The following is a 14,135-nucleotide window of genomic DNA, read 5'->3' on the forward strand; positions in this document are numbered from 1 at the left end:
GCCCGCCGGATTGCGGTCAATGGTTTGCGGTAACCCTGACTTAATTTCTTTCATGACTTGACATAACTAGTCCACCAGCCCTAACCTGACCCGAATCATCGAGTCCGATCGATACCACGGACCGCCCCTCGAAGGGACCGCAAGCGTGACCACAGAACAACCCCCCACCCCCCGCGCCGACCTCAGCCGCCGCGGACTCATGAAGGCCGCCGGCCTCGGCCTCGCCGCCGCGCCCGCGCTGGCCGCCTGCGGCCGCGGCTTCGGCGGCGGAGGCGACGACGACTCGGGCGACGGCGTCACCCTCAACATGGTCTGGTGGGGCGACGCCACCCGGGCCGAGAAGACCCAGGCGGCGCTCGACATCTTCCTGGAGCAGAACGAGGGCGTGAAGATCGAGATCGAGTACCAGGACTCGGGCCCCTACCAGGACAAGCTCGCCACGCGCTTCGCCGCGGGCGACGCCCCCGACCTCATGGCGATGCGCATGGACAGCCTGCGCGAGTACGCCGACCGCGACGCGCTCCTCGACCTCAACGAGTACGGCGACAGCATCGACCTCAGTGGACTCTCCGACAGCGCGGCGACGCTCGCCGCGGTGGGCGACAGCGTCTTCGGCGTCCCGGCCGGGCTCAACGCCATCGGCTTCATCATCCGCAAGGACCTCGCCGAGCAGTACGGCGCCGCGATCCCCGACGGCGACACCTGGAGCTGGGACGACCTCGCGGCCTTCGCGCAGACCGTCTCCGACGCCAGCGGCGGCGAGGTCTACGGCACCGGCTTCGACGCCCAGACCCTCGCCAACATCGTCGTCTACTGCCGCCAGCAGGGCGAGGACTTCTTCACGGAGGCAGGGGAACTCGGCATCTCGGCGGCCACGACCCAGTCCTGGTTCGAGCTCATCGACGGGATGCGCCAGTCCGGCGCCTACCCGCCCGCCGGGTTCTTCGAGGAGATCGGCGGCGGCCCCGACCAGTCCTACATCGCCCAGGGCAAGCTCGCCTCGCAGATCATCCCCACCAACAACTTCCTCGGGTACAACGCCGCGTGCGGCGGGAACCTCGCGCTGCTGCGCATCCCCGGCGAGTCCCAGGCGGTGCGCCGCGGCCAGTCCGTCGACTGCCCGCACCTGTGGTCGGTCGCCGCGGCCTCGAAGCACCCCGAGGAGGCGATCAAGCTGCTCGACTTCCTCACCACCGACCCCGAGGCCTCGCTCGCGACGGGCACCACCCGCGGCGTCCCGGCGAACTCGTCGGTGGCCGAGGAGATCAAGGACTCGCTCGAACCGGACGACCAGCTCGCCACCGAGTACCTCCAGGGCCTCCAGGAGGAGGAGCTGCCGCGCTCCTACACGTACCCGCCCGGCGGCAGCGCCATCGCCGACATCCTCGACGTCATCGCCGTCGAGGTCGAGTTCGGGAGGCAGACCCCCGCCGACGGCGCCGCGCAGTTCGTCGAGGAGTCGAAGCAGGCGATCGCGGGGTGACCACCTCCACCGAAGCCGCCGTCATGCCGGAGGCGGCCGCTCGGCCGGCGCGGTCCCCTCGGGGGCCGCGCCGGCCGCACGGGCGGGCGCACAAGGACCGGGCCGGGTACCTGTTCCTGCTGCCGTGGTTCATCGGGATGCTCTTCACGGTCGTCCCGTTCTTCGCGTCGCTGTACCTCGCGTTCACCGACTACGACCTGCTGAGCTCGCCGGAGTGGATCGGGCTCCAGAACTTCGCGGACATGTTCGACGACCCGGTGCTGCTCAAGTCGCTCAAGGTCACGTTCATCTACACGTTCGTGTCGGTGCCGCTGTCGCTGGCGGCGGCGCTGGGGGTCGCGATGATCCTCAACCGCGGCATCAAGGCGCTCCCGGTGTACCGGGCGGTGTTCTACCTGCCCTCGCTACTCGGCGCGAGCGTGGCCGTGGTCCTGCTGTGGCGCTACGTGTTCGGGCTCGACGGGATCGTGAACGCGTTCCTCGGCTGGTTCGGCATGGACGCCATCGCGTGGACCTCCGACCCCGACTTCGCGCTGACGACGCTGATCATCCTGCACATCTGGACGTTCGGCTCGCCGATGGTGATCTTCCTGGCCGGGCTGCGGCAGATCCCGGTCATGTACTACGAGGCCGCCGCCGTCGACGGCGCCTCGAAGTGGCGCCGGTTCCGCTCGATCACGCTGCCGCTGCTGAGCCCCATCATCTTCTTCAACCTGATCCAGTCGATCATCGCCTCGTTCCAGACGTTCACGCAGGGCTTCGTCATGAACAACGGCGGCGGCGGGCCGGCTAACTCCACATTGTTCTACAACCTGTACCTCTACCAGCAGGGCTTCAACCAGTTCAACATGGGCTACGCCTCGGCGATGGCCTGGACGCTCCTGGTCATCATCGCCGCCTTCACCGCCCTCACCTTCTTCACCGCGAAGTACTGGGTCAACTACGACAACTGAGGTCCCTCCCATGTCAACGACCGCGCAATCGCCCCGGGTCAAGGACCGCTCCGACGACGACAGCCTCGTCGAGCGCTTCGGCAGCACCCGCCGCGGCCGGTTCACCCGGCACGTGGCCCTGTGCCTCATCGGCCTGTTCATGATGTACCCGCTGCTGTGGCTGCTCTCCAGCTCCGTCAAGCCGAACGGCCTGATCTTCTCGGACCTGGCGCTGTGGCCCGCGGAGTGGAACCCCTCGAACTACACCGACGGCTGGACGGCCCTGGAGTACGACTTCGGGGTCTACTTCTCCAACTCGATCATCATCGTGGTCCTGAGCATCCTGGGGAACCTGTTCTCGTGCTCCCTGGCGGCGTACGGGTTCGCCCGGCTCAAGTTCACCGGCCGCAAGCTGTTCTTCGCGCTCATGCTCGGGACGATGATGCTCCCGGGCCACGTCCTGCTCATCCCGCAGTACATCCTGTTCGCCAAGCTCGGCTGGCTCAACACCTACTACCCGCTGCTGGTGCCGAACTTCCTGGCCACCAACGCCTTCTACATCTTCCTTATGGTGCAGTTCATGCGCTCGCTGCCGCCGGAGCTCGACGACGCGGCCCGCATCGACGGGTGCGGCCCGTTCCGCACCTTCTGGAGCGTCATCCTCCCGCTGTGCCGCCCCGCGTTCGCGACCACCGCGATCTTCACGTTCATCTCGGTGTGGAACGAGTTCTTCGGGCCGCTGCTCTACCTCACCGACCCCGAGCTGTACACGGTGCCGCTGGCGCTGCGCCAGTTCATCGACTCCGAGGGCCAGTCCCAGTGGGGCCCGATGTTCGCCATGTCGGTCCTGTCGCTCGCGCCGATCATCGGCTTCTTCATCGCCGGACAGAAGTACCTGGTCAAGGGCATCGCCACGACCGGCCTCAAATAGGCCGGCCGCACGACACGAACGGGAGACCATTGCAGCACTTCAGCTCCGACAACGGCGACGGCACCTACCGCAACCCGGTCCTGCACGCCGACTGGTCCGACCCCGACGCGATCCGCGTCGGCGCCGACCACTACATGACCGCCTCCAGCTTCCACCGCGTGCCGGGACTGCCGATCCTCCACAGCCGCGACCTGGTGAACTGGACGATCATCGGCCACGCCCTCGCCCGGCTCGAACCGGAGGCGGACTTCCGCACCCCCCAGCGCGGCGGCGGCGTGTGGGCCCCGGCCCTGCGCCACCACGCGGGCCGGTTCTGGATCGTCTACCCCGACCCCGACCGGGGCCTGTTCGTCACCAGCGCCGAGGACCCCGGCCCGGACGGCGGCCGCGAACTCGTGTGGACGCGCCCGCACCTCCTCAAGGGCGGCAAGGGCCTCATCGACCCGTGTCCACTATGGGATGACGACGGCACCGCCTACCTCGTGCACGGCTGGGCCAAGAGCCGGGCGGGGATCAACAACCGCCTCACCGTGCACCGCATGAACGCGGACGCGACCGCGCTCCTCGACGGGGGCACCGTGGCGATCGACGGCGACGTGCTGCCCGGCTACCGCACCCTCGAAGGCCCCAAGTTCTACAAGCGCGACGGCTGGTACTGGATCTTCGCTCCCGCCGGCGGCGTCGCCGACGGCTGGCAGTCGGCGTTCCGCTCCCGCAGCCCCTTCGGCCCCTACGAGGGCCGGATCGTGCTCGCCCAGGGCGGCACCGACGTCAACGGCCCCCACCAGGGCGCCTGGACGACCACAGAGGACGGTGCCGACTGGTTCCTGCACTTCCAGGACAAGGGCCCCTACGGGAGGGTCGTGCACCTCCAGCCGATGCGCTGGGACGAGGACGGCTGGCCCGAGATCGGCGACAAGGGCACCCCTGTCGCCATGCACGCCAAGCCCTCCGGCGACGGGCCGGTCTGCGCGCCCGACACCGCCGACGACTTCGCCACCGGCATCGGCCCGCAGTGGTCCTGGCAGGCCAACCCCGAGCCCGAATGGGCCGACGTCGACGCCGGTCTGCGGCTCGCCTGCGTCCCCGGCGACGGCGACCTGCGCCACGCGCCCAACCTCCTCGGCCAGCGGCTCCCCGCCGAGCGCTTCGCGGCCTACACCGAGCTGCGGCTCGAGGGCGGGCCCGGCGCCCGCGCGGGCCTGGCGGTCGTGGGCGACACCTTTGCCTGGATCGGCTTGGAGCGCAACGAGGACGGCGCCGACCTCGTGCTCCGCGTCTTCGACGGCGACAAGGAGGCCGAACTCGCGCGCGAGCCGGCGGGCGACGCCGCGCACCTCGGCGTGGACGTCGACGCGGGCGGGGCCTGCCGGTTCCTGACCGGCGCGACGCCCCGGCGGGTCGGGCCGGTCTTCACGGCGACCGAGGGCCGCTGGGTCGGCGCGACCCTGGGCCTCTTCGCGTCCACATCGGATTCGCAGGGGTCCGCGCTGTTCGGGGCCGTGCGCGTGGCCGAGGGGCGATCGGGCGACTATGAGTGCTGAGCACGCCGACGCGCTCGCACTCGTCCAGACGCACCGGCTCGAACTGGGCGGGCAGGCCGTCGCCGAGTACGTGTGGCGCCCGCATGTGCCGAACACGTTGTCGCCCAGGCCTTTTCTGCACCCGGTGCGGACGCTCTCGGGCGTCGAGGTCACCGAGGCGATGCCGACCGACCACCTGCACCACCTCGGGGCGAGCCTCGCGGTGCCCGACGTGGGGGGCGCGAACTTCTGGGGCGGGCGCACTTACGTGCGGGGGCGCGGTTCGGTGCCGCTGCCCAACCACGGGGTGCAGCGGCACCACCGCTGGGAGGCGCGGACCGAGGCGGTGCTCGCTCATGAGCTGCGCTGGAACCGCTTCGACGGGACGGCGCTGCTGCGCGAGCGCCGCCGCATCGCGGCGCGGCCGGTGGACGACCGGGCGTGGGCGCTGGACTTCCGCTACAGCCTTCAGAACCTGACCGGCGAGCCGCTGGTCATTTCGAGCCCGGGTGCGAAGGGCCGCATCGGGGCCGGGTACGGCGGGTTCTTCTGGCGGGCGCGGCGCGGGCTGCGGAGCGTGCGCATCCTGGGGCCGGGCGTGGCGGGGGAGGAGCGGCTGCACGGCGCCCGTACCGACTGGCTCGCGCTGGCCGCGCACGGGCCGGATCCTTGGACGCTGGTGTTCGTTCCCGATGCCGGGCAGGGCGACCCGTGGTTCGTGCGCGGCGACGACTACGTCGGGGTCGGGCCGTCCCTCGCCTGGTCCGAGCCGCTCACGGCCCTGCCGGGCCAGGGCCCGAGGCGGCGCATCGTCACGGTGATAGCGGACGGTGCGTTGGGGGCGGAGGCGATCGAGGGCCTGGTGGAGACGGTCGCGGCGAAGAGGGAGTCGTGAACGGTTGTGGAGGTGCGCCGGCCGCGGGAGGCGGGCGGGGTGAAGTGCGAACGGCCGCGTGGTTTCGGCGAGGCGGGCCCCGTGAGGGGTTCGCGGTGGGCGCGGGGCGCCGTGGTTTCGGCGGGGGCTTGCGGTGCAGTGGCGGTGAGGCGCCGACAGGGCGAGGCGCGAGCGGCCGCGCGGAATGCACGGTTTCGCGCAGTGCGCCTTCGTATGCGGCCGTTGCGTCGGCCGGTCGTGTCGGTCAGGGGTGGATTTCGGGGAATTGCGTGGTCGAGACCGTTGACCGGGAATCCTATAGGATATATCCTGTCTGGTCTGGAATGCGTTTCCATGCGCCGGTTTCGGCCGTGAGGAGGGGGCATGAGACGCGGTTCCCCTAGGACCCACCCTGCGCGGTCCGGCGCGGTGCCAGCGCCGACCGCGGGACTTGGAGGCGCGATGGAGCACTCCGGCACGATCCGCTCGATGGTCGCCGAGCGGCCGCCCGACGCCGTCCGCCTGCAAGTGGGCGACCGCGACGTCGCCGACTACGTGTGGCGCTCGCAACTGCCCGCGTCCACCGCCCCGCGGCCCTTCCTCCACCCCGTGCGCACCCTCGCCGGCTGCCTCGTCACCGACGCCCGGCCCCACTCGCACACCCACCAGCTCGGCATCTCGATCGCCGCCCCCGACATCGGCGGCCGCAACTTCTGGGGCGGGCGCACGTTCGTCGCCGGCCACGGCCCGGCCTGGCTCGACGACCACGGCGCGCAGCGCCACCGGCGCTGGCTGCGACACACCGAGTCCGGCCTTGCGCACACCCTCCAGTGGGTCGATGCCGAAGGCTCTGCGCTGCTGCGCGAGCGCCGCGAGATCGACTGCGTCCCTTCGGGGGACACGGCCTGGACGCTCGGGGTGCGGACGCGCCTGACGAACGCGACCGACCGGCCGCTGCCGATCCGCAGCCCGGCCTCGCTCGGGCGGGTCGGTGCCGGTTACGGCGGGTTCTTCTGGCGCGGTCCGGCCCGGACCGAGCAGGTGCGGGTCCTCAGCCCGGCGGGGACGGGCGAGCGCGCCGTCAACGGGACGACCGCGCCGTGGGTGGCCGTCTCCGGTGCCGACGGGGAGGACCGGGAGTGGACGATGCTGTTCCTGGCGGCCGACGCGACGACCGCGGCGGACCGCTGGTTCGTGCGCGCCCGCGACTACCTCGGGGTCGGCTCCTCGCTCACCTGGGACCGTCCGCTGGTCCTGGAGCCGGGCGCGCACCTGGAACGGCATATCCTTGCGGTCGTGGCAGACGGGACGCTCACCGAGGACGAGGCCGCCGCGTTCGCGGACGCGGCGCGGGCGGCATGAGCGGGGGCGGCGGCGATCCGGCCCGCCAGGAGCGTCTGCGCGCCCTCAACCTGGAGCTGGTGTTCCGGCGTCTGCTCGCCGCCTCGGACCCGGTGTCGCGCACCGAACTCGCAGCCGCGACGGGCCTGACGCGGCCCACGATCACGCGAATCGTGGAGGAGCTCATCGCCGGGCGCCTGGTCACCGAGACCGGGACGACCCCGGCGGGTCGGGCCGGGCGCCCCCGGATGGGCCTGCGCCTCTCCCGCAGCGGCCCCGCGGGCCTCGGGCTCGACATCCGCACCGACGGCCTCGCCGCGTGCGTGGTCGACCTGACCGGGACGGTGCGCCACCTCGCGTTCGCTCCGCTCGACGACCCGGAGGCACCCGCGGTCCTGGACCGCTTGGGCCGCATGGCGGTCGAGGCGGTCGAGGCGGCCACCGCCGAGGGGCTCACGGTGGTCACCGCGACGCTGGCCGTCCCTGGCCCCACGGACGGCGGGATCGTGCGGACCGCGCCCGCGCTCGGCTGGCGGTCGGTGGACGCGGGCGCGCTGCTGCGCGAGCGGATCGGCGGCCTCGGGCTCGTCTGCGCCGTCGACAACGAGGCGAACCTCGCCGCGCGTGGCGAGCGCCACGCCGCGGCCTCGGGCGCGCCCGACGACTTCGTCTACGTCTCAGGCGGTCTCGACATCGGGGCCGGGATCGTGCTCGGCGGCCGCCCGATGCGCGGCTCCCACGGCTGGGGCGGCGAGCTCGGGCACGTGACCGTAGACCCGGACGGCAAGCCGTGCAGGTGCGGGGCGCGCGGGTGCCTCCAGACGTACGCGAGCCTCGCGGCGATCCTCGGCGGCGAGGGCGTCGAGGCGGGGACGACGCCCGACGCGGCGGTCCTGGCCTGGGCCGACGAGGGACGACCGCAGACGCTCGCGGCCCTCGACACCGCCGCCCACGCGCTCGGCGTCGCGCTCGCCAATGTGCTCAACCTGTTCGACATCGACACCGTCCTGTTGGGAGGGAGCTTCGCGGTGCTCTCCTCCTGGCTCCTCGCCGGGGTCGAGACCGAACTGCGCCAACGGGTCCTCTCGGCGGCCTGGGCGCCGATCGCGGTCCACCCCGCGACCCTCGGACCCGACGCCGCCGCCATCGGCGCCGCGGCCACCGTGGTCGACCACATCGCCGCCGACCCGGCCGCCTGGCTCGCCGCCCAGCGCTGAGCTGAAGGTCCCGGAAGGAGCGACACCGGCCGCGAACCCCGCTCCGCGGCGCTTTCGCGCTTCGCTTCGGCATGGTACTGTCAGCAACAAACCGACCAGACGGTTTGGAGCCTGACATGCAACGATTCGAGGGCAGCGTCGCCCTGATCACCGGAGCGAGCCGCGGGATCGGCCTCGCCATAGCGCGACGACTCGTGGCCGAAGGCGGCTCCGTCGTCATCACCGGCCGCGACGAGGACGCCCTCAAGGAGGCCGTGAACGAGCTCGGCGAGTCGCGCGCCTCCGGCGTCGCCGGGCCCGCCGACGACGCCGACCACCGCGCGGAGGCCGTCGCCCACGCCTTCGACCGCTTCGGCGGGATCGACCACCTCGTCAACAACGCCGGGATCAACCCGGTCTGGGGTCCCCTCGGCGGCATCGACTTCGACGCCGCCCGCAAGATCTTCGAGGTCAACGTGATCGCCTCCCTCGCATGGACCCGCGAGACCGCCGCGGCTTCGCGCCTGCGATCGGTCGTGAACATGGCCTCGGTCGCCGGGACCGCCGCCAGCCCCAACATCGGCTTCTACGGGATCACCAAGGCCGCGTTGATCAACCTGACGATCCAGCTCGCCGACGAGCTCGCCCCCGACGTGCGCGTCAACGCCCTCGCCCCCGCCGTCGTCAAGACCCGCCTGTCCAAGGCCCTCTACGAGGGCCGCGAGAAGCAGGTGGCGCGCGCCTACCCCCTCGCGCGCCTCGGCGTCCCCGACGACGTCGCCGGACCGGCCGCGTTCCTGCTCTCCGAGGACGCCGCCTGGGTCACCGGCCAGACCCTTCTCGTCGACGGCGGCGCCGGCATCCGCCAGGCGGGGTGAAGGATGGAAGCCGCAACGACCGGGACGCACCGGTCCCCGCGGGCGCCCCGGCGCGCCGCGCGCCACGAGGGAGGGAAGCCGTGAAGACCAAGAACGTCGCCGACGAGGTGCTGCGCGCCGCGCTCGAACTGTTCGCCGAGCAGGGGTACGCGAACACCAGCGTCCAGCAGATCGTCAAGACCGCGGGCGTCACCAAGGGCGCCATGTACCACTACTTCACCTCCAAGGACGACCTCCTCTTCGCGATCTACGAGCGGATGCTCTCGCTCCAGAAGCGCCGCCTCGACGAGATCACCGCGATGGGCGGGGCGACCGAGGACGTCCTGAGGTCGGTGTGCGAGGACGTCATCCTCACCTCCATCGACTTCCTGCCCGAGGGCACGATCTTCTTCCGCAGCCAGCACATGCTCACCCCCGAGCGCCGCGCCGAGGTCAAGCGCCGCCGCCGCGAGTACCACGACAAGTTCGCCGAGCTCATCGACCGCGGCAAGGCCGAAGGCCGCTTCCGCGTGGACGTCTCGACCTCCGTCCTCATAGCCCACTTCTTCTCCGACGTCCACTACCTGCCGAACTGGTTCTCCGCCGACGGCCCCGAGGACCGCGGCGAGGTCGCGGCGCAACTGACCGAACTGTTCCTGCGAAGCATCCGGAGGACCGAATGACCGACACCATGCGCGCCTGGCACGTCACCGCGCACGGCGAACCCGAGGCCGTCATGGCCCTGCGCGAGGTCGCCGTGCCCGAACCCGGTCCCGGCCAGGTGCTCCTGCGCACCCGCGCCGTCGCCGTCAACTTCCCCGACGTGCTGCTGGCGCGCGGCCAGTACCAGGTGCGGCCCGCGCTCCCGTTCGTCCCCGGCATCGAACTGTGCGGCGAGGTGGTCGCCCTCGGCGAGGGCGTCACGGGCCCGCGCGTCGGCGAACGCGTGGTCGCCACCGACATCGGCGTCATGGCCGAGTACGCGGCCGTGCCCGCCGCGGCCGTCCACCCCGCGCCCGAGGCGCTCGACGACGCCCAGGCCGCGGCACTCCTCATCGCCTACCAGACCGCCTGGTTCGGGCTCCACCGCCGCGCAGCGCTCCAGAGTGGAGAGACGCTGCTCGTGCACGCCGCCGCCGGAGGCGTCGGCACCGCCGCCTGCCAGCTCGGCGCCGCGGCAGGCGCGCACGTGGTCGCCGTCGTCGGCAGCGACGCGAAGCGCCCCGTGGCCCTCGCCGCCGGTGCCGACGAGGCGCACCTGCGAAGCGGCGCATGGATCGACGCGGTCAAGGCCCGCGGCGGCGCCGACGTCGTCTTCGACCCAGTCGGCGGCGAGGCCTTCGAGGGCGCCACCAAGTGCGTGGCCTTCGAGGGCCGCATCGTCGTGGTCGGCTTCGCCTCCGGCGAGGTGCCGCCGGTCCGCGCCAACCACGCGCTCGTCAAGAACTACAGCGTCCTCGGCCTCCACTGGGCCCTCTACCAGCAGCGCCGCCCCGAACTCGTGGCCGAGGCGCACGCGGCCCTGACCGCGCTCGCCGAGACCGGCGCGATCCGGCCGGTCGTGGGCGACACCGTCGAGTTCGCCGAGGCCGCGGGCGCGGTGCAGCGCCTCGCGGGCGGGCGCACCACCGGCCGCCTCGTGGTGGAGGTCGCGAAGTGACCGACCTCAGTGGACGCGTCGCCGTCGTCACCGGCGGCGCCAGGGGCATCGGCGAGTCGTACGTGCGCGCCCTGCACGCCGCCGGGGCCCGCGTCGTCGTCGCCGACGTGCTCGCCGACGAGGGCAAGGCGCTCGCCGCGGACCTCGACGGCGCCGTCTTCACCGAACTCGACGTCACCGACGAAGGCGCCTGGGAGCGAGCGATCGGCGAGGTCCTCGACAGCCTCGGGGCCGTCGACGTCCTGGTCAACAACGCCGGGATCGCGAACGCTGCCCCGATCGAGCACTTCACCCTCGCGAAGTGGAACGCCGTGATCGCGGTGAACCTCACCGGGACCTTCCTCGGCTGCCGCGCGGTCGTCCCGGCGATGAAGGCCGCCGGTCGCGGCTCGATCGTCAACGTCTCCTCTGTGGAGGGTCTGCGCGGCAGTGAACGCCTGCACGGCTACACGGCCACGAAGTTCGCCGTCCGCGGCCTCACCAAGTCCCTCGCCGTCGAACTCGGCCCCGACGGCATCCGGGTGAACTCCGTCCACCCCGGCTTCATCCTCACCGACATGACCACCCGCGTCGACCCCGAGCGGCTGCTCATCCCGCTGCGGCGCCCCGGCGTCCCGGCCGACCTCGCCGGGACCGTGGTGTTCCTCGCCGGCGACGACTCGGCCTACCTCACCGGCGCCGAGATCGTGGTCGACGGCGGCATGACCGTCGGCATACCCCAGACCTGACCTCCCCGGAGGCGGTCCGGGCACCGGAGCCCGGGCCGCCAACATATCGATATGGATTCACTGTCCTCAGCACATACCGTCCGGTCGGTTTCTGCGATATGGTGGCACTACTCCGACACGAAGAGGTGCGAGTACGACGATGACGACCCCTCCCCGAACCACCCCCCGTCTGCGAGTGAGCGGCCTCGAAGTCGCCTTCGGCGGCCTCACCGCCCTCAACGGCGTCTCCTTCGACGTCGGCGACGGCGAGACCGTCGCCCTCATCGGCCCCAACGGCGCCGGCAAGACCACCGTGTTCAACGCCGTCTGCGCCCTCGTGCGCCCCCGCGCCGGCACCGTCGCCGTCGACGGCCGCCCCGCACCCCGCAACGCCACCGGCCTCCTGCGCGCCGGCATCGCCCGGACCCTCCAGGGACTCGGGCTCTTCGAGCACATGAGCGTCCTGGAGAACGTCCTCGTGCCGCTCTCCAGCGTCCCCGCCGTCGACCGGATCGCCAAGGCCTGCAAGCGACTTGAGGAACTCGACCTCGCCCACCTGGCCGACCGGCCCGCCGGGACGCTGCCCTACCCCGAACGCAAGCGCGTCGCCCTCGCCCGCGCCCTCGCGACCGACCCGCGGCTGCTCCTGCTCGACGAGCCCGCCGGAGGTCTCGGCGCCGCCGACATCGCCGCGCTCGCCGACACCGTGCGCCGCGTCGCCGCCGAGGGCTGCTCGGTGCTCCTCGTGGAGCACCACGTCGACTTCGTCATGGACGTCGCCGACCGCGTCGTCGTCCTCGACTTCGGCGAGGTCATCGCCTGCGGCGCACCCGAGGCCGTGCGCACCGACCCCGCCGTCGAAGCGGCCTACCTCGGACTGGAGGCGGTCGCGTGAGCGCGCTGTCCTGCCAGGAACTGACCGTCGGATACGGCGACGGCGCACCCGTCGTCGACCGGTTCGACCTCGACGTGGAGGAGGGCGCGGTGGTGGCCCTCCTGGGCGCCAACGGCGCCGGGAAGACCACGCTCCTGCGGACCCTCGCCGGGCTCCAGCCCGTCCGCGGCGGCCGCGTCCTCCTCCACGACCGGGACCTCGCCAAGGCCGCCGCCGAAGACCGCGTGCGCGCCGGACTCGCCCTCGTCCCCGAGGGCCGCAGCGTGGTCGTGGAGCTCACCGTGGACGAGAACCTGCGCCTCGGCGGCCTGTGGCGCCACCGCCCCCGCGCCCGCCGCGCCGCCGTCGAGGAGATGTACGCCCTGTTCCCGCCGCTGGAACGCCGCCGCGCCGCCGCCGGCCACACCCTCTCCGGCGGCGAACGGCAGATGCTCGCCCTCGCGCGGGCGCTCCTCGCCCGACCCCGCGTGCTGCTCCTCGACGAACCGTCCCTCGGCCTCGCCCCGCAGGTCACGGCCCAACTGCTCGGCGTCCTGCGCGACACCGCCGCGCGCACCGGCCTCACCGTGCTCCTCGCGGAGCAGAACGTCACCGGCGCACTGTCGGTGGCCCACCGCGGCGTGGTGCTCTCACTGGGCGCCGTCGTCGCCGACCGCCCGGCCGCCGAACTCGCGGCCGATCCCGCCCTCCGGCACGCCTACCTGGGGTTCTGATGGACCGATTCCAAGCCTTCTCCGCAGCCCGGCTCCGCGACGCCCTCGCGGGCCGCGCCCGCGCCGCCGCCTGCGACACGCGTGAGCGCACGAGGGTCGCAGCAAAGCGGTGCTCCGGCTCCATTGTGCGCGTAACAGATCGGTCCTCGGTCCGCGTCAAGGCGCTGCGCCCTGAGGTCCGCCGCTTTGCACCGCTTTCCGGCACCACTGGGATCGGCGAGCCTCTCGACCCCGGCCTGCGCGCCGAGCGCTGCTTCGGTTCCGCTGCGCGCGTGCCGGTTCGGCCTTCGGGCCGCGCTAGGGCTCCGCGACCTGCGGTCCGCCGTTTCACCCCGCTCCGCGGCGCGACCGGGATCGGCGGGCCCTTCGACCCCGGCCTGTATGCCGCCGAGCGCTGCACCGGCTCGGCTGCGCGCGTATCGGATCGGCCTTCGGGCCGCGTCGGAGCGTCGCGCCCCGAGACCCGCAGCCTCGCCCCGCTCCCCAGCGCCACCGGGATCAGTCGCCGCCTCACCCTCCGCGACGGGAGGCGCTGATGGACCGCCTCGTCTTCCTCCTCTCCGCCGGGCTCGCCCGCGGCGCGGTGCTCGCCCAGTTCGCGCTTTCGCTCGTCATCGTCTGGCGCGCCGCGCGAGTGGTGAACTTCGCGCAGGCCGCCATGGCCGTCACCGCCGTGTACGCGGCCTTCGCCGTCACCGCCGCGACCGGCTCCTACTGGGCCGGGCTCGCCACCGGCCTCGCCGCCGGAGCCGTCCTCGGCGCGGCCGTCGAGCGCGGCCTCATGCGCCGCCTGCCCGCCCACGCCCCGCTGCCGGGCATCATCGTCGCTATCGGCCTCGTCATGGTCCTCCAATCAGGACTCGCGATCGCGTTCGGACCCGAGCACCGGCCGATGCACCCGCCGTTCTCCGAGCGGCCCTTCATCATCGGCGGCGTCCCCGTCCTCTCACCGTACGACCTGTTCATCCTGCTCGCCGCCGGGGCCGTCATGGGCGCCCTCGCCCTGCTCTTCTCCCGCACGTC

Annotated in this window: 14 protein-coding genes; all 14 read left to right on the forward strand. The window is 72.5% G+C overall.

Features of this window, described 5'->3' with window-relative positions:
* The first annotated feature begins 145 nt into the window (after positions 1-145).
* Positions 146-1,483: an ABC transporter substrate-binding protein gene (locus tag E9998_RS24855; protein ID WP_136532445.1), complete on the forward strand. Its 1,338-nt coding sequence runs from the start codon at positions 146-148 to the stop codon at positions 1,481-1,483.
* 23 nt (positions 1,484-1,506) lie between these two features.
* Positions 1,507-2,436 (forward strand): carbohydrate ABC transporter permease, encoded by a 930-nt coding sequence (locus tag E9998_RS24860; RefSeq protein ID WP_136532457.1) that lies wholly within the window; start codon positions 1,507-1,509, stop codon positions 2,434-2,436.
* 10 nt (positions 2,437-2,446) lie between these two features.
* Positions 2,447-3,346, forward strand: coding sequence for a carbohydrate ABC transporter permease (locus E9998_RS24865; protein ID WP_136532446.1), 900 nt, complete (start codon positions 2,447-2,449; stop codon positions 3,344-3,346).
* Between the two features lie 29 nt (positions 3,347-3,375).
* The gene (locus E9998_RS24870) at positions 3,376-4,890 is read left to right on the forward strand and encodes a glycoside hydrolase family 43 protein (RefSeq protein WP_136532447.1); all 1,515 of its coding nucleotides are present in this window, start codon (positions 3,376-3,378) and stop codon (positions 4,888-4,890) included.
* Positions 4,880-5,764 carry a DUF6807 domain-containing protein gene (locus E9998_RS24875; RefSeq protein ID WP_136532448.1) on the forward strand — a complete coding sequence of 295 codons (885 nt, stop codon included), beginning with the start codon at positions 4,880-4,882 and terminating at the stop codon, positions 5,762-5,764. Before E9998_RS24870 ends, E9998_RS24875 begins: the two co-directional genes overlap by 11 nt.
* A gap of 441 nt (positions 5,765-6,205) precedes the next feature.
* Complete coding sequence (locus E9998_RS24880) at positions 6,206-7,105, forward strand: DUF6807 domain-containing protein (protein ID WP_204745647.1); 900 nt, start codon at positions 6,206-6,208, stop codon at positions 7,103-7,105.
* Positions 7,102-8,301: an ROK family transcriptional regulator gene (locus tag E9998_RS24885; RefSeq protein WP_136532449.1), complete on the forward strand. Its 1,200-nt coding sequence runs from the start codon at positions 7,102-7,104 to the stop codon at positions 8,299-8,301. Before E9998_RS24880 ends, E9998_RS24885 begins: the two co-directional genes overlap by 4 nt.
* 116 nt (positions 8,302-8,417) lie before the next feature.
* On the forward strand, positions 8,418-9,158 hold the full coding sequence (locus tag E9998_RS24890; RefSeq protein WP_136532450.1) for an SDR family oxidoreductase: 741 nt from the start codon (positions 8,418-8,420) through the stop codon (positions 9,156-9,158).
* 80 nt (positions 9,159-9,238) lie between these two features.
* Complete coding sequence (locus E9998_RS24895) at positions 9,239-9,820, forward strand: TetR/AcrR family transcriptional regulator (protein WP_136532451.1); 582 nt, start codon at positions 9,239-9,241, stop codon at positions 9,818-9,820.
* The gene (locus E9998_RS26020; protein WP_240037749.1) at positions 9,817-10,797 is read left to right on the forward strand and encodes an NADPH:quinone oxidoreductase family protein; all 981 of its coding nucleotides are present in this window, start codon (positions 9,817-9,819) and stop codon (positions 10,795-10,797) included. The genes E9998_RS24895 and E9998_RS26020 overlap by 4 nt, the downstream gene beginning before the upstream one ends.
* Positions 10,794-11,525, forward strand: coding sequence for an SDR family NAD(P)-dependent oxidoreductase (locus E9998_RS24905; RefSeq protein ID WP_136532452.1), 732 nt, complete (start codon positions 10,794-10,796; stop codon positions 11,523-11,525). Before E9998_RS26020 ends, E9998_RS24905 begins: the two co-directional genes overlap by 4 nt.
* A gap of 139 nt (positions 11,526-11,664) precedes the next feature.
* A complete protein-coding gene (locus E9998_RS24910; protein ID WP_136532453.1) occupies positions 11,665-12,399 on the forward strand; it encodes an ABC transporter ATP-binding protein in 735 nt (244 codons plus the stop codon).
* Positions 12,396-13,112, forward strand: coding sequence for an ABC transporter ATP-binding protein (locus E9998_RS24915; RefSeq protein ID WP_136532454.1), 717 nt, complete (start codon positions 12,396-12,398; stop codon positions 13,110-13,112). Before E9998_RS24910 ends, E9998_RS24915 begins: the two co-directional genes overlap by 4 nt.
* Before the next feature lie 535 nt (positions 13,113-13,647).
* Positions 13,648-14,135: ABC transporter permease subunit (locus E9998_RS24920; RefSeq protein ID WP_204745649.1), on the forward strand; the 488-nt coding region annotated here is incomplete at its 3' end.

Origin of the sequence: Glycomyces paridis, from assembly GCF_004912155.1 — a bacterium.
Taxonomy (GTDB): domain Bacteria; phylum Actinomycetota; class Actinomycetes; order Mycobacteriales; family Micromonosporaceae; genus Glycomyces; species Glycomyces paridis.

Coding starts and splice junctions, on each gene's coding strand:
- E9998_RS24865 (WP_136532446.1), top strand. CDS start 2,447: ATGTCAACGACCGCGCAATCGCCCCGGGTCAAGGACCGCTCCGACGAC.
- E9998_RS24890 (WP_136532450.1), top strand. CDS start 8,418: ATGCAACGATTCGAGGGCAGCGTCGCCCTGATCACCGGAGCGAGCCGC.
- E9998_RS24880 (WP_204745647.1), top strand. CDS start 6,206: ATGGAGCACTCCGGCACGATCCGCTCGATGGTCGCCGAGCGGCCGCCC.
- E9998_RS24910 (WP_136532453.1), top strand. CDS start 11,665: ATGACGACCCCTCCCCGAACCACCCCCCGTCTGCGAGTGAGCGGCCTC.
- E9998_RS26020 (WP_240037749.1), top strand. CDS start 9,817: ATGACCGACACCATGCGCGCCTGGCACGTCACCGCGCACGGCGAACCC.
- E9998_RS24860 (WP_136532457.1), top strand. CDS start 1,507: ATGCCGGAGGCGGCCGCTCGGCCGGCGCGGTCCCCTCGGGGGCCGCGC.
- E9998_RS24875 (WP_136532448.1), top strand. CDS start 4,880: ATGAGTGCTGAGCACGCCGACGCGCTCGCACTCGTCCAGACGCACCGG.
- E9998_RS24885 (WP_136532449.1), top strand. CDS start 7,102: ATGAGCGGGGGCGGCGGCGATCCGGCCCGCCAGGAGCGTCTGCGCGCC.